The following is a 22,673-nucleotide window of genomic DNA, read 5'->3' as shown; positions in this document are numbered from 1 at the left end:
GGAGGCCCGGCGGATCCGCAGCCGTCCATCTTTCCTACCGGTACACATCGCTACCCACCGTGGTGCCGCCTGCCTGTCCGATGGTTCATGTCACGTTGCGCGTGAACGTACCTCGTACCAGGAAGGGTTTGGCCCAGCCCAGGGTCGCGAACCCACCGTTTACGTTGTCCGGGGCGCGTGAACCGTGACGCTCATGCCCATCTCGTTGCCGTTCCGTGTGACCGTGGCGCTGCCCCAGATCTTGTGGTCGCCCAAGGCCTTCTGCCAGTTCTCGGTCTCGGGGTATCCCTTGATGTTCCGGAGCTGTCCGGTCATGTCGAACGAGTCGCCGAGGGATCCGCTGAGTTCTTCCGCCGCAGCCTGCGCGAGAGTGATCTCGTTGTCCACGGCCGCCTTGATCGCGGCGTCCTCGTAGTAGGCCTCCCGGTAGTTGACTTCCTCGTCCGATCCCGTTCCGCTGCGGTAGTGAGAGTAGAGCGGGACCGCGTCGTCCAGGGCACCATCAGAGTAGAAGCCCAGTGCTGAGCCGAGCATGCCTCCGTGCATCTTTGCATCCCACACGTTCCAGTTCCAGTAGTCCTTCCACCCGGCTTCGGCCTCGGGGTCGTACGGGAAGTCGTTCCCGAAGTCGAAGAAAGGCTCCGCTGCCGCACCCTCTGTATAGCCGTTGCTCGAGGGCGGAGCCGTGTAGCCGACGTCCCAACCGCCGGCGCTGTTCATCGTGCAGGTGTAGCCGGACTCGTTGCATTCGGCGAGCCGGTGTCCGTCGTACTCGATGAGGCTGGTGGGGTTGCCGCCGGTGAAGGCGTAGCGGTTGCCGGTGTAGGGGTCGGTGCCGAGGCCCATGTCGGCGAGGGCGCCGTTGTACATGTCCCGGGTGGTGAAGCGGTTGAGGCCCGGGTTGTAGTTGCGGAAGCCCATGTCGTAGGTGCCGGACTGGGCGTCCCAGCGCTTGGCGTTGTAGCGGTAGGGGTTGTAGTCCTCCTTGGCCGGGTCGGTCGCGTCGGGCTTGTCGATGCCGGTGAACTCGGACTCGTCGTTGGAGCCGTAGGCGGTGTAACCGTAGGTGGCCTTGGTGTCGCCGTTGGTGTCCGTCAGGGTTTCGACGTCGGTGTGGCTGTTGTAGCCGTAGTAGCCGTCCTCCATCGTCCCGTCGGTGTTGTGCTTGATCTGCGACAGGCGCTGGCCCCACGGGCTGTACTGGTAGGACTTGGTCAGCTCGCCGGCGACCTTCTCGTCGAGGACCTCACCGGACAGGCCGAGGTACTCGAAGTCGGTGGTCTTGCCGTCCGCCGTCTTCGAGGCGGTGCGGTCCAGCGGGTCGAAGGTGTACGTGGTGGACTTCATCGCGCCGGTGTCGTCCCTCTTCTGGGACTCCACGACGTGGTCGAAGCCGTCGTACACGCTCCGGGAGATGACCTGCCCCTGCGACGTCACCGACTGCTGGCGGCCGAAGGGGTCGTAGGTGTAGTCGGCCGTGACCCGTGAAGCCACAGTAAGCCTGCTGGAGCAGATGCGAGGAGCACTATGAGTACCACTGAACTGGCCTGGTTCAAGAGCAGTTACAGCGGCAGCTCCGGGGACAACTGCGTCGAGGTCGCCATGCGCACCGGGGCCGTCCTCGTCCGGGACTCGAAGGACACGGACAGGCAGGCGCTGGCCGTGTCCCGCGATGCCTGGTCGGCGTTCACGACACTGGCGGCCGACTCGCGTGCGTGAACTTCCGGTGGGGCCGCGCGCGTCGCTGCCCCAGCCGCCTCTACCGTTACTCGACGTCCCGTGGGGGTCGCTTCGCCGCCGCCTCGCGGCCACGCGTCTTCCGCACCGGACACCACGGGAGTAGTCCCGTGCAGTAGAGGTCTCACCCGGCGGTCCTGGATCAATCGCCGGTGGTCCCCCAGAAGCACAGTTCCTCTGGGCGGCCGTCGCCGCCATAGACTGTCGTGCAACAGCCGGAGCCGCGGCCGAACGGAGGGAACCACCCGTCACCAGCACGTTTGACGGCCTGCTGGACGATGTCCCGTGACGGCTGCGCGGTCCCGAACAGGTCGACGACTTCGGGACCTTCGAGCACCCTGACATCGCCGGGACCTTCCAAGTCAGGTTCGCAACGGACGATGCGTTCGACATCGAGCACCGAATGCGCCGGGCCTTCCTCCAGCCAGCCGCTCTCCATCAGCGCGGCCAGCGACTCGACACCTTCTTCTCCGTAGTACTCGGCATCACGCGCGAAGACCGCCTCACGAAGACAGTCCAGCGCGGCCTGCTCGCTCTGCGAGAAAGGCGTGAAGTACAACCAGCTACTCGCTCCCATGCCGCCGAAGATACCGAGGAACTGCGACAGGAGCCCGAACACAACGATCACCGCGCTTGCCCCGTTCAAGCAGCCCGTGGAAGTGCCGGTCCACCCCGAACACCGGGGGTTCAGTCGGTCCAGCGGTTCACGAAGCGGCTGCACCGCGGGGGCTTGGACGGCCGGGAACGTCTGCACCGACAGAGAGACGGTCTCCCACCGCGGACACACCTGGCGTGCCAAGTGGGTGACCGGCGAGGAGCCAGGCACCACCGTCGAATGGGGCGTCGGGAAGGACCTCGGTGTGCGCTGAACCGTCGCACCACCCGGGCGCGACCGGCCGGCGTGCGCCCCGCGAGGAGCGTACGCCGAGCCGGTGAGGGAGTTGTTGCCATGCTTGCGGGCCGGCAGGACGCAGTCCGTCGTAGCCGACAGAGACCGTCCGGCCGGGGCTAATAGTGGCCGTAGACGCGCTTTACCACTGCTTGCCCCTCCTGCGCTGCCAGGCCGTAAAAGCGCTTCAGCTGCTCCAGACGCGAGAGGTATGTCTCGCCTCGGACTTGGAGCAGATGACCCATGTCGCCCTGGTGGGCCCTCAGTGCTTCCTGGAAGTCGGTGCTCTCCAGAAAGGCGAGGGCCTCGGCCACTTCCGCCTTGCCCAGCCACAGCATCACATCGATGGGGCTTCCCATGCTGGCGATGTGATCCCCACCCAGAACCGGCAACGCTCCTGGGCTCAGCCTCGGAAATTCTTCTCCGGTGAGCAGTACGTTGACCTCTTGCCAGTCCTCGCCCAGACTGCAGAGCACACCTGATTCTTGCTCGACGCCGAAGACGTCGTTGTCGAGTGTGGCGGTAAAACCCTCCTCCAGATGTGCCACGCCCCTTTCCAAATCAGTTGGAGAAACGCGGCGCATTCGCAACGAGGAAGCCATTTCCTTCATCCATTCCACTTCACAGGAAAGTAAAGAACACTATAAAAACGGACGGATTTTTCAATTTTATCACGGCCCGTCCCTGCGGAAGGAGCAATCGAACCGTTCCGTCTTCATCGTATTCAGGATCGTCGGATTCGATAACACGATCGACGTCGGTGATCGAGTGCGCACCCTCTTCCCCGAGTGCACCACTGTTCACCAGTTCAGAAAGCGATGTAATGGGAGGGCCGCAGTCGCTCCAGGATTTGACAAATTCACGCTCACGCAAATCATCCAATGCGGACTGTGCATCGTTCTGGCCTTCGATGAAGTAATGCCATCGAGATGCCCCAAAACAGTTCTCCATTCTCGGAAAATCTCAATCTTGCAACGACGGGCGGACGCACAGATTTATTCAGTACCCATGCCGACGAAGAAATCGGAATTGTCCACTTCAAGGAACTGACTCCGCCTCACTCCGGGTCCAGGTACACGCTCTGGGACACGGCCTTCCCGCCGGAGGTGACCGACTGCTGGCGACCGAAGGGATCGTAGGTGTACCCGGCCCCGGCACCGAAGGCCGTTCCCGCACCGGAGCGATCCAGCCATCAGACATCCGCCGGCCCATAACGACCCTGAGTCCCCCACCGCCCTCCTCCGCCCGAGGGGCCGCTCTGCGGTTTGGGCGCCGGGCATCAGAGCTGTCCGGCGACGCCGACCACTCGATAGACGCATACAAGGATGATCACCGCGCAGACGACCTTGGACAGCAGGCGTCGCGAGAGCGATGTCACGGCCACCGCCGCCGAAAGGGCAGCGATACCGACACACAGCAGCGCTCCAAAAGCCCCGTCGTTGTCGGGTCGTCCCGGGAACGCAGCCGGGTTGTCCGCTTCGACCGTCATGGCAAAGCTGAACAGCACCAGGGCCGCCGCCACCGCATACAGCACGGCAGCACCGCAGGACTTGACGACGGAGGACGCTCGTGTTGTTGCCACCGACCAGTCCCTCCAACAATCCCCGTCCACCGAGCTCCCCCTGGTTGAACACCGAAGAAAGGCGCTCCACCACGAGGGCCTCGTTGTGGCGCATCACTGCCACAGGATGGGCTTACAGCTGCCGTATCCCATCGCCCCGCAGCCTCACCGACCATCCACCAGTCACGAGCAGTCCAGCCGGATCTCACGGAACATCAGCAGTAGTACTCCCGTCGCAGCTCCGCCTCGAGCCGCATGCGTGGGCCCGCATAGCTCGAAAACCGTTCCCAGAGTTCAGGGAAACCCAGCAGTTGATCCGTGACGCGAATGCTGACGAGTTCGATGACCTGAGGGCGTCCAGATTCCAGGAGCGCCTCTACCAGGCGGGCAGAGCGGACGATGACTGCCTCCACCAACTGTTCCAGCGCAGGTCGGAACACCGGGTGCACGAACCCGTAACTCAGCATGGAATACATACCGGGATCGGAACACTCACCGTTCGTAAGTTCCAGTTCTTCCGCTTCGAGCTCAGATACGAAGGGGCGAGCCTCCGAGACATGCTCCCAGATGCTGTGCCGCACGAATTCACTGTCCGAAGTTTCCATCTATGGTATCCGCAGTTCGTCGTTGACGGGCCGAATGAGTGAGCCCAGGGGGTCTGAGCAGTTGCGACACGACCCCCTGAACCCCCGGACGCCCCTTGGGCGCAATTTCCCGAATTGGACGTTATGCGACGCTCGGCTGGTACTGGGCATCAGAGACCCCGAAGGGGTCCACTATGTCTTTGAACATCTCCCAGGCACCACGCCCCCACCCGTACGTCCTGACATACGAAGGGGCCTGGCCAACCGTGAGAACCCCACCTGCCACGCCCAGGATACGTGGCATCTTCCGCTTGTTAGCCAACCGGGGAGCCTTGAACCCGCGGGGGTCCTCATGGAACTGCCCCCCCCTGTCACCGACGCCATGGACGCGGACTCGGCAGTGCGCTTGAGCGCTGACTGCACTGCCTTGCCGATTTCCGGGTTGTCGTTCATCAACTGTGCGATTTTACCGGTTGAGTCGGGTGTGTCGAATGCATCCCAGATCTCTTTGGCTTCGCTCAGGGCGATCTTCCGGTCACCGTCGCTCAGTAGTGAATTATTGCTCTTACGACCTGAGCTCGTTGGCAACCGTCTCGCTGACCTTTCCGGTTCCAACGGCAGGAGTACTTCCGGGCTTTATGTAGATCTCCGAGGTGAGAACCTTCTGCAAATCGGGGTTCTGCACCTTGGGGGCGACGGCGGGCATCGGGCAAGGCCCGATGAACCCCGGCGTCCCGTAGCCACCCGGCGGCGGAGTGCTGCTGCTACCGTCATCGATCGGCGCGGGCATGTGGCCGTCAAGTTCCACGTTGTTGACCGGGTTGCCGCCGGTGAAGGCGTAACGGTTGCCGGTGAACGGGTCCGTTCCCAGGCCCATGTCGGCGAGGGCGCCGTTGTACATGTCCTGGGTGGTGAAGCGGTTGAGGCCCGGGTTGTAGTCGCGGAAGCCCATGTCGTAGGTGCCGGACTGGGCGTCCCAGCGCTTGGAGTTGTAGCGGTAGGGGTTGTAGTCCTCCTTGGTCGGGTCGGTCGCGTCGGGCTTGTCGATGCCGGTGAACTCGGATGGTGCCGGAGGCGTCCTTGGAGTACGGGACCTTGATCTCCTTGACCAGGCCGCGCCGGTCGAAGGCCGTCTCCGTGGTGTTGCCCTCGGCGTCGGTCGCCCGGGGCGAGCGCCCGTCGAGGTCGTGGCGGCGCCGGTCACCACCGGGTACTTCACGTACGCGGTGTACGTGCCGTCCTCGGGGATGTTCAGCGTCCGCGTGAAGGCGTCCGTGCCGGTGCCGGCGACGTGGGTGCGGTGGGCGTAGCCCTGCTGGCCGGTGAGGTGTAGGTCCCGGAGGGCGTAGTACGTGCCCTGCCGTCACGTGGCCCCGTAGGTGACGCCGTTGGACCTGACTCGCCCGGCGCTCGTGCTGAACTGCGCCTTCCAGTCGGCTGAGCCCTTCCCCTATGACAACAGCCCGACACCGAGCAGTGGAACCCGGCGCCACCCCGATGACACTCGGGCCCTCGGCTTGCCCACCCTCAGCCCATGGCACGAAAACGGTCCACCGACTCCGTCGGCGGACCGTCATGAAACTTCGAGGCTGGCTCAGCGAGGAGTTCCTTCACTCCTCCTCCAGCCCAGCGCAAGGGGCGGCGTGATCATCACGGGTCCAGGCATTGCGGCTTCTCACCCCTCACATTTCTGGAACCCGTACAACCATCTGTGCACCTGAGTCGCCCGTGCGACCGCCTCACCGCCCTTCGGCCTTCAGATGCCGACGTGTTCGAACTGAGCCTTGGGCGACCGGCGTCGCCGCGACGCCGACGGCGGTTTTGGTACGCGCCTGCTGCTGCGCGGCACTACGGCCGATCAGCAGCGGTCCGATGCAGCAGAAGGCGACGCGCCTGTGTCTGCCAGGCAACCCCCACGGCATCCGGTATGTGCCTACGGGTTCTTGTGCACGGTGAGTACTGAAGCGCCGCCCTCCGAGTGGGGGCCAGTCCATGGTGGTACTGCCGCATCCGCGCTCCGGGGGCGCTGCCCGGCCATGTACCCGCCGATGCCCAGCCCGACCCCGACCAGCGTCAGCAGGGCTCCGAAGGCTCCCAGGGCCAGTGGCCACAGTGACGTGGCCGACTCGTCCTGGACGCGGCCGCGCACATCGGAGGCCGCGACGCTCCCCGACTGTTCGCTGAGGAAGTAGCGCGAGTCATTCGCGTTGGCCCGGTGATCACCGAGGAGGAACAGTCGCCCTTCCGGAACGGTGACGTCGTACGGGGCTCCTGCCGAGGCGAACTTGTTGCGCATCACATATGGTTCGTCGATCACCTTGCCGTTCACCGCGACACGCGTACCGTCGCGGGACTCCACGCGGTCACCGCCCAGACCGATCACCCGCTGGAGGACCGGTGCGCCGCCGTACCGCCCCGGCACACTGACGAGGACGACGTCGCCGCGGCGGATCTCGGCTTCGCCGACGCGCCCAATGGTCACCTGCTCGCCCGGACGATAGGTGGGCCGCATCGCGTCGCCCGCGACGGTGATCCGCTCCCGGTCCAGGACACCGGTGCGCGCGATCCCACCAGCGGCTCCCAGCAAGAGCACCAACCCCAGCGGAACCAGTACCCAGGCGGCGACTCCGAGTCCGCGGCCCGCACGTTGCGACTGCACGAACGCCCCTCCCTGTCTGACCCTGCTCAACTGCCGTGGACCGAGGGGCCCGGCTGGAACGTCGGCTCAAGCTCGTATTGCGCAATACCGAAAGGCGTGAATTCCTTGTCCGTCAGGACCCTGTAAAGAAATTCCGACGTCGACATGTCGTACTCGCACCACTCGCCGGCGTCGCCTCGCGCGAGGACGGGATATGTACCGGGCTGTTGCGCGTCGACAAGCCAGCAGTACTCAGTTCCCCATTCCGTCGAGGCCCATGTGATGTAACCCTTGCTGCCCGGCGTGTACTCCGGGTACTGACCGCTCTCCACAGGAATGGGAAGGGGTGCTCGCCACGGCAGGAGAAGATTGAAATGGGAGCCTTCCATGCTGCCGAGAAAAGCGACGGAATCACAGAAGGTACCTCCGCCGAAAGCTTCACACAGCTCCTTGAAGTCCGCAGGCAGAGGAATCTGAAGCTCTTCCTCGACCGTTGTCCAGTCGACGGAGTGCGCCGACGGCTCCCAGCCGGTGAACTCGAGAATACGTTGCACCCACATGTGTAGACCTTTCACAGAAGGGCGGGTACAGGCGGACATCAGGACCGATGTCCGCCTGTACCCCTGGTGATCCAGCTTACCGACCTACGGCTTGAGTCCCGTCGGTGTGTTCCAGATCGTAATGGGATCGCGTGGCATTTCTCCTGTGTCCAGGTTCAACCACTTGATGGTCAGGCTATCGGGAACGGCGTTCTTCCCTGTGTAGTTGGCGGTCACCTCGTAGTAGACCGTCTGCCCCTTGGCCACCATGTCGGCAACCTGGTTCTCGTACGCCGCCATCAACTTCTGATTGGGCCTGGCGTACAAGGTGACGAGATTCCGCATCTCGGTACCGCTACCACCCAGCTGATTTCCCAACAGGTGGCCACGGTTCATGTTCTGGCCGAACTTGAAACCAGGGGTCCAGGTCTCGGGGAAGTCCCGCATGGGCCGCGGGACCTGAGTTCCCTGGATCATGGAGTCGGAGTTGCCCTTGACAACCTTGTCCTCTCCGCTCTCCCAGCTGAAGTCCCCGGAGTTGAGGCAGGCCCGCGCTCCTTGTGCCCGGTCGTACTTGTCGAGAGCCTGATAGAAGGCCACGCTTTCGTCGTTGTCGCAGTAGTCTTGCCCGAACGGAAAAAGAGTGTCTCCCCCGACCCAGTCCCACTGCCCGTCGGGCTCGACGAGCCGGCCCTTGCTGCGGTCGCCCGTGTAGTCGGACTCGTACCCGTTGGGGGCCGTCTCGGTGTTCCATCCGATGCCGTCGAGGAAGACGTCGACGGCGGTCTTCCAACCGCCCCCTGCCTTCTTGGCACCTCCGACAGCAGCATCCCCGATCGTGTCGAGAACGTCGTCGCACCAGTCACAGCCGAAGATGTGGCCGTCCAGCTCGACGAAGCTGGTGGGGTTTCCACCGGTGAATGCGTACCGGTTTCCGGTGTACGGATCGGAGCCGAGCCCCATGTCCGCGAGGGCACCGTTGTACATGTCCCGGGTGGTGAACCGGTTGAGTCCGGGGTTGTAGTCCCGGAAGCCCATGTCGTAGGTGCCCGAGTGGGCGTCCCACCGCTTCGAGTTGTAGCGGTAGGGGTTGTAGGCCTCCTTGGTCGGGTCGGCGGCGTCGGGCTTGTCGATGCCGGTGAACTCGGACTCGTCGTCCGACCCGTAGGCGGTGTAGCCGTAGGTGGACTTGGCGTTGCCGTTCTCGTCGGTCAGCGTCTCGACGTCGGTGTGCGAGTTGTAGCCGTAGTAGCCGTCCTCGCTGGTGCCGTCGGTCTTGTGCTTGACCTGCGAGAGACGCTCGCCCCACGGGCTGTACTGGTACGACTTCGTCAGCTCGCCGGCGACCTCCTCACCGAGCACCTCGGTCGACAGACCCAGGTAGCTGAAGTCGGTGGTCTTGCCGTCGGCCGTCTTGGACGCCGTGCGGTCCAGCGGGTCGAAGGTGTACTTGGTGGACTTCAGCGTGCCCGCGTCGTCCATCTTCTGGGATTCGACGACATGGTCGAATCCGTCGTACACCGAGCGCTCGATGACCTTGCCGCCGCCGGTGACGGACTCCTGGCGACCGAACGGGTCGTAGTTGTACGTCGCCGTCGAGCCGCCCACCGTCGCGGAGACCAGCCGGTTGCGGTCGTAGGCGTACGTCGTGGACGTGCCCTTGACCGTCTGACTGATGACGTTGGAGTTGTCGTCGTGGACGTACGTCTCGGTGCCCGCCCCGTTACCGGTCTTGACCGACTCGGCGAGCCGGTTCGCGGGGTCGTAGGTGTAGTCCGTGGTCGACTCGAGATAGGCCGAGTTGCTGTCGGCGTTCATCTTCTTCGCGACGTCCTGCGCCTTGTTCCCATCGGGGTCGTAGGCGTAGGTGTGCGAGGAGACGAGAGTGCCGTTCGGCTTCTTCTCGGCAGTCGTCTTGACCGCACCACTGAGGTAGTAGGTGTAGTCGACCGTGTTCTTGTTGTTCTTGGTCTCCTGGAGCTTCAGACCACGGTCGGTGTACGTGTACGACGTCACCTTCGGCGAGGCGTCCGTGGACGACTTGCCGACCGAGACGGTCTCGACCAGATCCCGCAGATTGTAGGTGTACTTGGAGAACTGGTCGGGATGAGTGATTGTCTCCGGCTTGCCGTTGATGTCGTAGGTGTACGACGTGGACTTCTTCTCAGTCCCGGCGAGCGCCTCGGTGACCTTGGCGACCTGGTTGAGGCCGGTGTAGGCGATCGTGTAGGCATCGATTTTGGCACCGGAGGAGGTGTCGTCGATCGAGGTCAGACTGCCGTTGGCGTCGTAGGCGTAGGCGAAGGACTTCTTCTCGGAGTCCGTCTCGCCGGAGGTGTCGCGCACCAGCTTGACGCCGTCGGCGACCACAATGCCGCCGCTGTTCTGCTCCAGCTTCAGCTTGGCGTCATTGCCCTGCTTGAGGCTGTACGAGCCGAGCGGGACCCAGGTGCCGGTGTTGGCGTTCTGGTCCTTGGTGACCGCGGGCTCACTCGTCGACCCCTGCGACAGCGTGTACTTCGCCGTCGTGGCCGCGCCCGTCACCTCCGGGTACTTCACGTACGCGGTGTACGTGCCGTCCTTGGGGATGTTGAGCGTCCACGTGAAGGCATCCGTGCCCGTACCGGCCGCGTGCGTGCGGTGGTCGTAGCCGTGCTGCCCGGCGACGTCACCCTTCGTCCAGGTACCGGTCGAAGAGGTGTGCTGACTGTCGGAGTTGTCCACCAGGACCACCGACTTGCCCACCGGCACACCGTCGTCCGCCTTGGACTTCAGCTTGCCGTCGGGGTAGTACGACCACGTCATCGTGCGGTCCGAGGAGCCGCCCGCAGAGGTGAGCGTGCGGGCCTTCTGCTGGCCCAGCTCGGTGTAGTCGTACGTGGTGGTGATGTCCCACGGGTCGGTGGACTTCTTCGTCCAGCCGTTGTCGAAGTACTCGAAGACCGTGTCGTTACGGACCGTCTGGCCCTCGGACGGCGGCAGCGACTTCTTCGTCACGCGGCCCACCGCGTCGTACACGGTCTGCGTGTAGACGTTCGGGCTGTTGTAACGGGAGTCGGCCGGGTCGTACGGCTGGAACTGCTTGACCGGACGGTTCAACGCGTCGTACTCGGTGCGCGAGGCGAAGTCGTCCGCGGCCGCCGTGGCCGTACCACGCGGGGAGATGACCTTGGTGGTGTTGCCGACCTGGTCGTACTCGTACTGGGTCTTGCGGAACGTGGTCCCCTCGTAGGGGGTCCGGACCTCCTTCTTCTTTCCGCGCTCGTCGTAGTCGACGTAGGTGATGTTGCCCTCGGCATCCTTGGTCTGGATGGCCAAGGAGTCCTTGTCGTAGGTCGTCGAGACGGAGTTGCCGGCGGCGTCCGTGACCGTGGTGACCCGGTGGTTCAGGTCGTAGGCGTTCTTGGTCAGGTAGTCGGCCGTGTCCGCCGTGGCGTTCTTCTTCGGATCGATGATCCGGATGACGTTGCCGACGTTGTCGTACTCGTACGAGATCTTGTGCTGCTCGGAGTTCACCACGGAGGTGAGCTGGTAGATCTCGTCGAACGCGTTGGTGGTGACGTGGTCGGTGGCGTCGCCCGTGGTCAGTACACCCTTGGGCTCGGTCGTCGTCTTGAGGTTGCCGACCTTGTCGTAGGCGTAGACCGTCTTCCGCTCGGCGGAAGTGTCGGTGTCCTTCGGCGCGGTCGCCGCGGTGATCTGGTCGGCCGCGTCGTAGACCGCCGTGGAGACCGCACCGTTGGGCGCCGTCGCCTTGGTGACGTTGTCATTGGCGTCGTACTCCGGCGCCGCCAGCGTGATCAGGTCACCGGCCGCCTGGTCCTTCGGCAGGACCTTGACCAGCGGACGCCCAAAGGTGTCGTACGTCTGCGTGATCTTCTTGCCCAGCGCGTCGGTGGTCTCGCGGACCTGGCCGCGCTCGTCGTAGACGAACGTCGTCGACTTGCCGAGCGCGTCGGTGATCGTCTCCGGGTAGCCGGTCGGGCCGAAGTCACTGTTCGTCGTCGGGCTGCCGTTGGCGTCGATCGCCTTGGTCAGCTGGCCGTAGGCGTTGTACTCGTACTTGGTGGTGTAGTCGTCGGCCGTGGCCGTCGCGACGCCCTTGGGGTCGGTGACCGTCTTCAGGTTGCCGAAGGTGTCGTAGCCGAACTGCCAGGCGCGGCCCTCGGGCGAGGTCTTGCGCCACAGGTCGGCGGCGTAGCCGTCGGCGCGCGTCTGGTACTCGTACTTCGCCGCGTCGGCCGGCCACTTGGAGGTGTCCGTCACACAGGCGGTCACCTGGTCGGGCACGCCCGTCTTGTTGTTCTCGGCGTCACGTGACCAGAGCGGGTGGCCGGTCTTCTGGTCGTAGCAGTAGGCGGTCTTCGCGCCGTTGGCCTCCTCCAGGTAGGTGACGTTGTTGTCCGCGTCCCAGCTCATCTTCATGGTCTGGGACTTGGCGTTGGTGGTCTGGACGGGGCGGCCGTAGTCGTCGATGACGTACTTGGTCGCGTGACTCTCGGCGTCCGTCACGGTGGTGTCCGTGAACTTGGGGTTCGCCGTGTTCGCCGCGTACGTGAAGACCGTGTCACCGTCGAGGCGGTCGGTGAGGGTCTTCGTCCACCAGTGGTACTTCGGGTCGTCGCCGGTCTGCGGCGCGTAGTACGCCAGGTCGGTGCCGCTGCCGCGCGGGTCGGTGACGGTGACCAGCTTGACGTTCTTGTTGCCCTGGGTGGCGTCGTAGGTGAAGGCGAACACCTTCGGCTGGGCGGAGCCCGCACCGTCGGTCAGCTTGGTCAGCAGCGCCTTGTCCGAGTACTCGAAGGTCAGCTTGCGGCCCGAGACGTCGGTCATGGACCGGACGTGGTCCGCGACCTTCGGGAACGGCGCGTCGGCCTTGTCGTAGTAGTCGACGGTGAGAGAGGTCCGGCCCGCCGGGTCGGTGATGTACTTGAGGAACTTGGTCGGCTTGTTGTTGGACTTGCGTTCCTCGTACGTGTACGTCTGCGTGTTGCCGTTCTTGTCGACCGTCGAGGTCAGATAGCCGTCGCAGCCGAAGAGGAAGCGGGTGCCGTCCGGGCGCAGCAGGGTCCAGGCGTCCGGGACGGGGTCCTTGCTGGGCTTGCAGTCCAGGCCGGCCTTGGCCGACAGCCGGTAGTGGACGCCGGCCGGGGCCTTCCAGGTGCCGTCGTCCTGAAGGCGGAAGACGTGGCTGGTGCCGTCGCCGTCGGGGAGGCGGACCTCGGTCGGATTCGGGTTGGGGTGGAAGTCCAGGGGCGCGCCCAGGCGGACGGGACCGGCGAGTTGTGCGGACCAGCCCGCGCCCGAGACGGTGTCGGACGTGTCGAGCGAGTTGTAGGAGAAGCGCGCGAACGTCGTCAGGCCGCGGCCCGGGTTGGTGAACGCGTTGTAGGACCAGACGCTGTTGCCGGAGGCCAGGTTGTTCATGACCGTGGAGCCGGCGCCGGTGTTCTTGCCGGTGTAGGAGTAGAACTTCTCCAGGCCCAGCTGGTTGGAGGTGGGGTCCTCGACCGCCACGCTCTGCTTCAGCGGGGGGATGCCGTTGGTGCCGGCCGACAGCCAGCTGCCGTCCGCCGTCTTGCGGACGTCCCAGCCGAGCACGTACTCGCCGCGCTTGTTGCCCGAGTCCGAGTTGACCGGCGTGGAGACCTTCGCCTGGATCGTGGCCGACTTGCCGGGCGGCAGCGCCGGGATCGGGGTGGCGAGCTGGTTGCCGCCGGTGGTGACGTCGGTGCCGTCGGGGAGCTTCCAGGTGTAGGACAGCTCCCGCTCGCCCTCCGCCCACTGGGCGGAGGTGGTGTTGGTGACCGTGAAGTCCACCGTGTAGGTGGTGTTCGGGGTCATCCGGGACGGGGTCTGCGGGGCGTAGTACGTGTCCTCGGTGGTGGAGTCGACGTAGATGACCTGCATGTACGGGCGCAGCTGCGGGTCGGCGGCCTCGGCGGACAGGAACAGGGTGCGCTCCTGCGGGCCGGAGGCGGACTCGTCCTTCAGCTTCACCGCGACGCCCTTGTTGCCCGCCGGGTCGTCGATCCAGCTCTGCATCAGGCCGGTCGCGTCCCACCAGTGGCGTCCGACGTCCGACACGCTCGCCACGGTGTCGGAGACGGCGGCGGACATGTCACCGCCCGCGCTGGACCAGGCGGTGGTGGAGGTGGCGTTGTTCCACGTGGCCTGGGTTTCGGAGAAGTCCCGGGTCAGGGCGTGGAGTTCGTAGATCGCGCCGTCGGTGTCGGTGGTGGTCTCCGCGCCCCACATGTACATGCGGTTGTTGATCACCGTGGCGGTGGAGGGGATGTCGTCGGTGGGGAACTTCAGCGCGGCGCGGGTCTTGCCGTAGGTGCCGGAGTTGTTGCCGACGCTGAGCCACTTCTGGTCGACGTCCCAGGAGCGGATGGTGTCCTGGTTGGTGGACGGCTGGGCGGAGGACAGGGTGGTGTCGGTGACGCCGCCCTGGCTGCCCTGGATGATCTTCATCGTCCGGCCGGCCTTGGGGATGCCGACGATGCGGGTCGGCGAGCCGAGCAGTTCCCCGCTCTTCGTCTTCACCGCGATCTGGTAGTAGTACGACTTGTCGATCTCGTTGGCGGCCGAGTCGGGCGTCGGGATCGCGGTGGTGTCCGTGTACGTGGTGTCCGACGCGCCGATCGGCGCGATCAGGGTCGCCGCGGACGGGGTGAAGGCCTGCTGCGTGGAGCGGTGCAGCTGGTACTCCACGATGTCCAGGCCGCTGTCACCGGTGGTGTTGGAATACGCCTTCCAGGACAGCTCCGGGCCCGTGGAGTGCACCACGGTCGGCGAGTTCAGGGACGTGCCGACCTTGCCGTAGGTCACCGTCAGCCGGGGGATGGTGGACGTCTCACCGCCGTAGGCGCCGTCACCGGCCTCGTAGCGGGGGCCGCCGAGTGGGCCGGTGGACGACTCGTCCTTCGCCATCAGCACGAAGCCGTGGTTGGCGGCGGTGCCGCTCACCCACTTCTGCACCGTGTCGGCGACCGGGAACTCGTGCCACTGGTTGTACTCGCCCTTGTTCTTCACGATCTGGGCCGGGTTCACCAGCCGCACCGCGTCCGCGAGCACCGCTGTGGAGGACGAGGCCGGTCCGTCACCGAGGACGACCTTGCCGACCGTGCCCTTGGTGAAGGGCAGTTGGCCGCCGCCGTTCAGCGACGTCCACACCCCGTTGGTACCGGCCGACTGGTCGACGGTGTACGTCTGGGTGCCGTCCCGGTGCGTCACCGTGTACGGGGCGTTCGTCGCCCGGTCGGTGGCCGCGACGTAGTGCACGTCCACCCGGTAGGTGCCGGTGTCGGTGACCTTCGGCTGCCAGGTGTAGGTGTCCCCGGCGACGGAGTCCTTGTTGTAGTGGTAGTCCTCGCCGATCGCGTACTGCGTCAGCGTCGACCCGGAGGCCGGCCACGAACCCTTCGCGGCCGTGGTGCCCGCGTCGCCGTCGTCGACCTGGACGCTGGTGCCGGACAACTCACCGGCCAGGCCCGACGTGTTGGACCAGGTCGCCGTCGACTCGTCCCAGGCGCCGGTCGCACGGTGCGCCTCGATGGTGACGTCGTTGCCGTTCGTCGTGTGCGACTGGTCGAAGTAGACGCCCAGTCGGGCGCCGTCGATCTTCACCCCGTCCGGGATCTCGTCCAGCGGGAACTTCAGCAGCGAACGGGACGTGGCCGACGCGGACGTCTTGCCCGCCGCCAGCTTCCAGGAGGAGTTGAAGTTCACGCCCGGCTGGTCGGACAGGACCATCGTGTCCTGCGAACCCGACGGCGACGGCGCGATCGTGATCGTCGGATCGATCACGACCGGATACTGCCGCTCCTTCGCCGCCAGCCACTTCGCGTCCGGCGTGACCGTCAGCTTCCAGCCGTCGCCGTCCCGCCGGAGCTTCTGCGTGACCTCGGCGCTGTACGCGTACCCGTACGGCGACGACGCCGACTTCCTCGCGTCCGTCATGTACGGGGCCGGGATGACCAGCACCGGAGTGTTCGGCAGCTCCCCGAAGAACGCGATCGAGCCGTCCTCGCGGGCTTTTGGCGTCAGCCCCTGCGTGTCCAGCGTGAACGTGTACGTCACCGGACCGGCGGGCCGCTCGGACAGGGTGATGTTCTCCTTCACCCGGCCCGGACCGACCACGTAGGACAGATCGGCGCCGCCGACCGCGTCCTTGTAGGTGACGGTGGCGTCCTTGGCCTCGGGCTTCAGCCGGCCGCTGGTGCCCTCCAGACCGAGGGTGACCGACTGGCCCCCGTCACCGGCCTCGAAACGCAGCAGCCGGTCCGGGTCGGACCCGAACCAGCTGCGACCGGTGTTGGACTTGTTGGCGAAGTCGAACCCCTTGGCCTTCGTCCCGGCCACTCGGGTGTCGATCGTCTTCCAGGACTTGCCCGCCGGGTCCTTGTAGGAGGTCGGCGCGGCCGTCAGGTCCGCCTCCACCCGCCCGTCGGACAGCTGCCAGAAGCGGGCCGTCGGGGTGCGGCGCGAGGTCAGTTCCCTGACCCGCTTCGCCTTCGGCGCGTTCTTCCCCTTGGGGAGCTTCTGCCGGTCGGCCATGCCGAGACCGCCGTACGACGGCGGCTCCGCGGTCTCCTTCTCGTCGTCCCCGAGCCAGTCGGATACGGTGTCGAAGAATCCCTTGTCACCGTCCTTGCCGGAATTCGACGGTGGGGCCGCATAAGCGACTTGCGGCAATAGCGTGCCCGCAATCGCCGCAGCCACCAGACAGGAGAAATATCTCCTGTAAGGCACCTTCACGTGCATACCTTTCGCCATCGGCGGCCCACTCCGCCGAACGCGAAACGGGCGCGCCGAACGAGCCGTTGCGAAGAGTTCCGCACGGCTTTGTGCATAGCTGTGCAGCACCTCGCGAGCAGGGGAAACGCCGGCTCGCGGGGCGCGGCGGCGGGATTATTGACCAGTCGACTGACGACCTGTCAAGCGCGGGGTCATTGCGGGCAAATTACCCCTGAAAACGCCGACCCTTTGACCGGGTTTGTCTCCTCAATAGCGTGGCGGGCACTTCGCGGTGTATAACCCCCGGCAATCGATCCGGACCGTCGAAAGCCGAGCCCCCGTACATGTCAGTCAAGCAACCAGCGCAGAACACGGAGAGCACGGAGCGCACCGTGAGTGGTGGCGGCCGGGCCGGCGTCCTGATCGCTGCCGTCCTGCTGCTCGCCTGCGCCGGGCTCGTCGGCTACGGACTGCTCGACACCGAGGACGAGCCGCAGCCGGCCGCGACGCCGACCGCCGCCGTGACCTACGAAGTCACCGGCGACGGCACGGCCGAGATCTCCTACCTCGGCCAGGACGAGGACGGACGGGCCACGGTCGTACGGGACGCCGAGCTGCCCTGGACGCACACCGTCCAGGTGCCGCTCGGCGAGACCCCCACCGTCGCCGTCGTGCTCGGCGAGAAGGGCGGACAGGCCGCCTGCACGCTCGCGATCCGTGGCAAGCACGTCCAACGGGCCACAGCTATGGGGGAGTTCGGGCGCGCCACCTGCACGGGTTCGCTGCCCGCCGACGGCAATTGATCACGACGTACACACTTCACGAGGGGTGGGCATGAGCCCGAGGGGAATCCGCGCACGGCGTTCGAGGGTGCCGAAGCGCACGATCTGGCTGGCGGCCGGGATCGTCGTCCTGGCGGGTACCGGGGTGACGGCGGTGTCCGTGACCGGAGGCTCCGGGGACACCGGCGCCGACGACGCCTCCCGTCCCGCGCAGGCGCACACGCTGGCACTGGACGGCAAGGATCCGAAGAGGCGCGAACTGCCGCGCACGGACACGCAGTTGTTCTCGCTTGTCGGCGTGTCCTGGGAGGACGACGCCGACGAGTTCGAGGGCACCGCGCAGATCCGTACCCGCGGCGCGGAGAGCGGCACGTGGACCGACTGGCGCGACCTCGACTTCGGCATCCGGGCGCCGGAGACGGAGGAGGGCGACGCCTCGCGCGTCCGCGGTGCCTCGGAGCCGCTGTGGGTGGGGCCTTCGGACGCGGTCGAGGCCCGGGTGGTGGCCGACGGCAAGGAGACGGCCGTGCCGGACGCGCTGCGGCTCGACATGATCGACCCGGGTGACGAGAAGGGCGGCAAGGGCCGGGGCGGGAGCAGCAACAAGGGCGGCAACGGCAAGGGGAACGGCAAGGGCGAGCCCTCCGCCGAGCCCGGCACCGGAGAGAGTGCCTCCGCCTCGGTCAGTGCCACACCCTCCGGCGGGAACGCCGAGCCGACCACCGCCCCCGAGCAGTCGGCCGAGCCGACCCCGGACCCCACGGCTGCCCCGACCACCGGACAGCCGGCCACTTCCGACACCCCCGCCCCCTCCGAGGAGCCGGTCCAGGAACCGACGGCCGAGCCCAGCGTCCCGACCCCGAGCGAGGAGCCGACGACCTCCGCGCCCAGCACCCCGAACGAGCAGCCGACTGCACCGGCGCCCTCGGCCGATCCGACGCAGGAGCCGACGCCGGAGCCGACGGAGGATCCCGCCACCCCCGCGCCGAGCGAGAAGCCGGCCTCGGAGCCCACCGTGGCCCCGACCGCCGAACCCACCACGGAGCCGAGCGCCCAGCCGGAGCCGACCGGGTCCACGTCACCGGCCGTCCCCGCCACCCCCGCGATCGTCAGCCGCGCCGAATGGGGCGCCGACGAGTCGCTCGTCGCCGACCCGCCCTCCTACCTGGACAAGGTCGACGCGGTCTTCGTCCACCACACAGCGGGCACGAACGCCTACGACTGCGCCGAATCGCCGGCCGTCATCCGGGCGATCCTCACGTACCACGTGACGACCAACGGCTGGAACGACATCGGCTACAACTTCTTCGTCGACAAGTGCGGCACGGTCTTCGAGGGCCGGGCGGGCGGCGTCGACAAGCCGGTCCGCGGCGCCCACACCTACGGCTTCAACGGCTACTCGGCCGGTGTGTCACTCCTCGGCGACTACGAGAACGGCGGCACTCCCAGCACCGCCGCGAAGCAGGCCATCGCCGACCTCGCCGCCTGGAAGCTGAACCTCGACGGCGTCGACCCCGAGGCCGAGGTCACCCTCACCGCCGCCGGCGACACCGGCGTGTACGAGACCGGCGAGAAGGCCACCCTGCACACCATCTCCGGCCACCGCGACGGATACGCCACGCTGTGCCCCGGACAGGCCCTCTACGACGCCCTTCCCGCCATCCGCACGGCCGCCGGTGCCTCGCCCTTCACCACCCGCTAGGCCGGGCCCGCACCGTTCAAGAGCCCCCAGCCGCACCCCCGTACTCGTCCTCGTCCTCGTCTCGTACTCGAAGAAGGAACCCCTTCGTGCTGCCCGAACACGCCACCCTGCCCATACGCCCCCACAGACTCGCCCTCGCCGTCGCCACCTGCGGTGCACTGCTCCTCGCCACCGGCTGCGGTACGGACGAAGGCGACACGGCGGCGGAGCAGGTGGCAGCAGACGCGGGACCGGGCGCGACCGAACCGAGCGCGACGGCCACGGCCTCCCCCAGTGCGTCCGAATCCGCGTCCGCCTCCCCCTCGCCGTCGGCCACCCCGAGCGGCAGCGCCTCGCCGACCACCGGGGCGGCCGCCTCCAAGACCGGTGAAGCCGGCCATGCGGGCGACGGCGACACGGCGGGAGGAACGCGATCCGGTGCCGGCACCGGCACCGGCACTCAGCCGGACCCGGCACCGGGCGCAGCCGCCCCGGACTTCCCCATCCCCGTCGAGGCCGGCAACGCCACGCAGTTGATCACGGTCAAGGCCCGTGGCTCCTACGCCACGGTCACCGCGTGGGCCAAGGGATCCGCCGGCTGGAAGGCGCAGTTCTCCACCGAGTCCGGGCGGGTCGGGTCCAACGGGGTCACCAACGGGGCGACGCGGCAGCAGGGCACCTGGACCACCCCCACCGGGACGTACACGATCACCGAGGGATTCGGCGTGGAGGCGAGCGGCACGAGCATGCCGTACCACGTCGTCACGGACGACGACTGGTGGGTGGAGGACCCGGAGTCGAAGTTCTACAACTCCATGCACGGCGCGCAGGGCGCGGACTTCCCGCTGACCGAATCCGGCGACCGCGGCAGCGAACACCTCATCGGCTACCCCACCCAGTACGCCAAAGCACTCGTCATCAACTTCAACCGGTGGCCCGCCACCCCCGGCCGCGGCGCCGGCATCTTCCTTCACGTCAACGGCAGCGGCGCCACAGCAGGTTGCGTCTCCGTCCCCCGGGCCACCATGGACCGTTTCATGAACTGGATCGAACCGTCCGCCCATCCCCGGATCGCCATCGGCTGACGCAACTCCGGGGGGACGGACGAACCGGGCAGTGCTCTGAGACCCTTCCGGGCTCGGGTGCGACGCAGGCGGGGCCGGAGGGACGTGTCGTCCTTCCGGCCCCGCCGTGCTGCCTGGGCCCCGCCGGCCTCCGCGCGGGACCGGTCGTCCCGGGGGCTCAGGCGGTCGGTGGGTCCGCCGGTCAGTAGGCGGAGTCGACGTTGTCCATGGAGCCGTACTTGTCGGCCGCGTAGTTGCAGGCGGCGACGATGTTGGCGACCGGGTCGGTGATGGAGTCCTTCGTGCCCTTGACGTGGTAGGCCTCGAAGGTGGGCTGGATCGTCTGGAGCAGGCCCTTCGAGGGGATGCCGTTCTGGGCGTTGACGTCCCAGTTGTTCTGCGCGTTCGGGTTGCCGGAGGACTCGCGCATGATGTTGCGGTGCAGGCCTTCGTAGGTGCCCGGGATGTTCTTGGCGTCCATGACGTCCAGGGCAGTGCGGATCCAGCCTTCGAGGTCGTCGCCGTGCTTCTTCTCGCCGGCCTTGACGATGGCCTTGATCTTGTCGGTCTGGGCCTGGGTCTGCGCGGTGGAGGCCTTGGCCGGCTCGGCGGCGTGTGCCGGGCTCGGGGCGAGGGTGAGGGTGACGGCGGCGGCGCCCGCAGCGGCGAGGGAGGCCACGGCGGACTTGCGGAAGACGGGGCGGCGCATGATGGCGTGCACGGGTGTACCTCTCCATTCGGGAACGTGATGGGGAGGCCGACGGGGGGTCGGCGACGCGGTGTCCGCGCTGGACGCGGCTTCGCGTCATCAGGGCCGGTGTCTGGATCACGGACGGCCTCTTCCCGTCCGGTCCCGGCGCTCGGCTCCCCGGTACGCCGAACACACTGCGGAACGCTCCGGCGCCGCGGCAAGTGTGTGACCTACTACGCCGCTTCGCAGACGGGCCGCGTGACTCGCCCGGACGGCCGACGAATACGCGGGCGAGCGGGCGTCGGGCGTCTACTAACCCCGGCCCCGTGTGACGTGAGCCCTGTGCGCGCCCTCACAGAGCCGGTCACCCGGCGGTCACCTCCCGTCACCCAACGGAGGCGGGTATCTCACTCGATGAAGCAGCACGGTCACCCTATGGGGTCGCCTGGTGAGCAGGTCGTGCAGCAGCGATTCGTCCTCGGCCCGGACCAGCTCCTCAGGGCCGAGCCTCGGCCAAAGTGGTCACCGCTGCCCGGCATCCCGGCGCCCAGGGAGCCGACGGCGAAGAAGGAGAGCACCCCGCCGATCGCCCCGAGCCGGCCGCCGTCGGCGGCGTGCGGCTTTGGGGAGGACGAGGGCCGGCGCACGTAGGTGGTCAGGACGATGCCGGCCAGTACCGCCGTGTCGGCCGGCGCCGGGTAGTTCCACCACTGCACGGGGACCGACCGGCCGAAGAGGGGATTGGGCACCACGTCGGTGGGCACGCCGACCAGGACCGCCGTGGCCGCCGCACCCGCGCCCGCCACGGTCCACTGCCGGGACCGCCAAACACGCAGTGCCGTACCCGCCCGCCGCCAGGAGCGCGGCGAAGAGGACATGCCGAAGAACTCCGTTTCCGAGGATGCGGGGACACGGCCGAACGGGCCGGTCCACATCCGCAGAACGGAGTGGAGGGTCGACGGGGGCAAATCAGGGCCGCCGGCGAACACGCCGCAGTGCTGTGGCACGAGGGGCGCGGGATCGGTGTGCGGCGACGTCGCGCGCGGGAAGGCGGCGGACGGCGGCGGGTTCTCGGCCCGCTGGACACTGGAGTCGCCGACCGCCTTCTTGCCGCACGGTGCGGCGGCGCCGTCGGACGGTTCGGCCGCGGCGGCGGTGTGTACCCGCTCCGCGGTCGCCGCGGGCGTGCCGCGCCCTCCGCCTTCCGCGTGCCCGAAGAGGCACAGCAGCCCCACCACTGCCACGAGCAGGGCCAGCACACCGCGGAGGTGGGCGTGCGCCCGCCCGGGTGCCGCTCGCTTCATGGCCGCTCCTGCGCTGTCCGTGGTCACGGCCGCCCTGGGTCACGCGCCGCCAGGCCAAGTACCGGGCCCGGACGCTCCGTCGGGCTGCGCCTCTTCCCCCGTTCGCGCGACCTCTGACGCTTTTCGTACCGGTCGGCGACCGAACCGGTGTGAATTCGAGATTGGGTAAGTATCGCAGAAATCGTTCACTCGACTGCCGCGCATCCGACGGAGTAGGCAGACGTTACTTCGGATATGACCGAGGAACACGGGGAATTCACGGCGCTTGGCCCGTACACCTACAGGCCCGGCAGAAATCACTGTCCGTCACCGAGCGACGGAACTCTGACCAGAGGCGGGCACCCCGTCCCTCTCCGGGTGACCGAGCCCGTGCTGCAGCGGTTCCTGGATGTCATGACCGAGTTGGAGACCGGTCTCGCCGAGCGGTGGGGCCGGACGCAGGGCTCCCTGACGTACACCCG

The 22,673-nt window shown here is 66.9% G+C and carries 15 protein-coding genes and 1 pseudogene; 4 read left to right on the top strand and 12 right to left on the bottom strand.

All coding sequences use genetic code 11. The features are described from left to right. Positions 1-159: 159 nt before the first annotated feature. Positions 160-1,494, bottom strand: a complete 1,335-nt coding sequence (locus C4J65_RS36840; protein ID WP_240330527.1) for an RHS repeat-associated core domain-containing protein — start codon at positions 1,492-1,494, stop codon at positions 160-162. A gap of 33 nt (positions 1,495-1,527) precedes the next feature. On the opposite strand from C4J65_RS36840, the gene C4J65_RS27145 reads away from it, so the two are divergent. Further along, positions 1,528-1,719: a DUF397 domain-containing protein gene (locus C4J65_RS27145; RefSeq protein WP_115744741.1), complete on the top strand. Its 192-nt coding sequence runs from the start codon at positions 1,528-1,530 to the stop codon at positions 1,717-1,719. Positions 1,720-1,879: 160 nt separating this feature from the next. Here C4J65_RS27145 and C4J65_RS27140 read toward each other — a convergent pair whose 3' ends face one another. The 9 genes from C4J65_RS27140 to C4J65_RS27100 all read right to left on the bottom strand — a co-directional run bounded on the left by C4J65_RS27140 (position 1,880) and on the right by C4J65_RS27100 (position 16,729). Further along, positions 1,880-2,365: a hypothetical protein gene (locus tag C4J65_RS27140; RefSeq protein WP_162833381.1), complete on the bottom strand. Its 486-nt coding sequence runs from the start codon at positions 2,363-2,365 to the stop codon at positions 1,880-1,882. A gap of 380 nt (positions 2,366-2,745) precedes the next feature. Next, entirely contained in the window at positions 2,746-3,237 is a 492-nt protein-coding gene (locus C4J65_RS27130) for a DUF1877 family protein (RefSeq protein ID WP_115744738.1), read from the bottom strand. A gap of 10 nt (positions 3,238-3,247) precedes the next feature. Next, a complete protein-coding gene (locus C4J65_RS36190) occupies positions 3,248-3,577 on the bottom strand; it encodes a hypothetical protein (protein WP_162833379.1) in 330 nt (109 codons plus the stop codon). Positions 3,578-3,905: 328 nt separating this feature from the next. After that, positions 3,906-4,208, bottom strand: a complete 303-nt coding sequence (locus C4J65_RS27125) for a hypothetical protein (RefSeq protein WP_162833378.1) — start codon at positions 4,206-4,208, stop codon at positions 3,906-3,908. 194 nt (positions 4,209-4,402) lie between these two features. Then, positions 4,403-4,768 (bottom strand): hypothetical protein, encoded by a 366-nt coding sequence (locus C4J65_RS27120; protein ID WP_162833377.1) that lies wholly within the window; start codon positions 4,766-4,768, stop codon positions 4,403-4,405. A 568-nt stretch (positions 4,769-5,336) separates the two neighbouring features. Further along, positions 5,337-5,990 carry an RHS repeat-associated core domain-containing protein gene (locus C4J65_RS27115; RefSeq protein ID WP_162833376.1) on the bottom strand — a complete coding sequence of 218 codons (654 nt, stop codon included), beginning with the start codon at positions 5,988-5,990 and terminating at the stop codon, positions 5,337-5,339. 714 nt (positions 5,991-6,704) lie between these two features. Continuing rightward, positions 6,705-7,430: a signal peptidase I gene (gene lepB / locus C4J65_RS27110; RefSeq protein WP_240330526.1), complete on the bottom strand. Its 726-nt coding sequence runs from the start codon at positions 7,428-7,430 to the stop codon at positions 6,705-6,707. Positions 7,431-7,456: 26 nt separating this feature from the next. Then, positions 7,457-7,963, bottom strand: coding sequence for an SMI1/KNR4 family protein (locus C4J65_RS27105; protein WP_162833375.1), 507 nt, complete (start codon positions 7,961-7,963; stop codon positions 7,457-7,459). A gap of 90 nt (positions 7,964-8,053) precedes the next feature. Further along, on the bottom strand, positions 8,054-16,729 hold the full coding sequence (locus C4J65_RS27100; protein WP_162833374.1) for a DNRLRE domain-containing protein: 8,676 nt from the start codon (positions 16,727-16,729) through the stop codon (positions 8,054-8,056). 305 nt (positions 16,730-17,034) lie between these two features. On the opposite strand from C4J65_RS27100, the gene C4J65_RS27095 reads away from it, so the two are divergent. From C4J65_RS27095 to C4J65_RS27085, 3 genes are all read left to right on the top strand, one after another. Beyond that, a complete protein-coding gene (locus C4J65_RS27095; RefSeq protein WP_240330525.1) occupies positions 17,035-17,493 on the top strand; it encodes an MmpS family transport accessory protein in 459 nt (152 codons plus the stop codon). 31 nt (positions 17,494-17,524) lie between these two features. Further along, a complete protein-coding gene (locus C4J65_RS27090; protein WP_240330524.1) occupies positions 17,525-19,174 on the top strand; it encodes a peptidoglycan recognition protein in 1,650 nt (549 codons plus the stop codon). Positions 19,175-19,260: 86 nt separating this feature from the next. Then, on the top strand, positions 19,261-20,238 hold the full coding sequence (locus C4J65_RS27085; protein WP_115744731.1) for a L,D-transpeptidase family protein: 978 nt from the start codon (positions 19,261-19,263) through the stop codon (positions 20,236-20,238). Positions 20,239-20,419: 181 nt separating this feature from the next. On the opposite strand, the gene C4J65_RS27080 is transcribed toward C4J65_RS27085, so the two are convergent. Next, positions 20,420-20,938 (bottom strand): transglycosylase SLT domain-containing protein, encoded by a 519-nt coding sequence (locus tag C4J65_RS27080; protein ID WP_115744730.1) that lies wholly within the window; start codon positions 20,936-20,938, stop codon positions 20,420-20,422. A gap of 524 nt (positions 20,939-21,462) precedes the next feature. Next, positions 21,463-21,786 (bottom strand): annotated as a pseudogene (locus C4J65_RS27075) (hypothetical protein); the annotation flags it as partial. Between the last annotated feature and the right edge of the window lie 887 nt (positions 21,787-22,673).

It is taken from the genome of Streptomyces sp. CB09001 (assembly GCF_003369795.1).
Lineage (GTDB): Bacteria > Actinomycetota > Actinomycetes > Streptomycetales > Streptomycetaceae > Streptomyces.
This window is presented reverse-complemented; position numbering and strand designations above follow the sequence as displayed.

What these genes read in the sequence shown, in the direction of transcription:
- C4J65_RS27145 (WP_115744741.1), top strand. Translation starts at nt 1,528, where the DNA reads ATGAGTACCACTGAACTGGCCTGGTTCAAGAGCAGTTACAGCGGCAGC.
- C4J65_RS27130 (WP_115744738.1), bottom strand. Translation starts at nt 3,237, where the DNA reads ATGAAGGAAATGGCTTCCTCGTTGCGAATGCGCCGCGTTTCTCCAACT.
- C4J65_RS36190 (WP_162833379.1), bottom strand. Translation starts at nt 3,577, where the DNA reads ATGGAGAACTGTTTTGGGGCATCTCGATGGCATTACTTCATCGAAGGC.
- C4J65_RS27100 (WP_162833374.1), bottom strand. Translation starts at nt 16,729, where the DNA reads ATGGCGAAAGGTATGCACGTGAAGGTGCCTTACAGGAGATATTTCTCC.
- C4J65_RS27095 (WP_240330525.1), top strand. Translation starts at nt 17,035, where the DNA reads ATGTCAGTCAAGCAACCAGCGCAGAACACGGAGAGCACGGAGCGCACC.
- C4J65_RS27090 (WP_240330524.1), top strand. Translation starts at nt 17,525, where the DNA reads ATGAGCCCGAGGGGAATCCGCGCACGGCGTTCGAGGGTGCCGAAGCGC.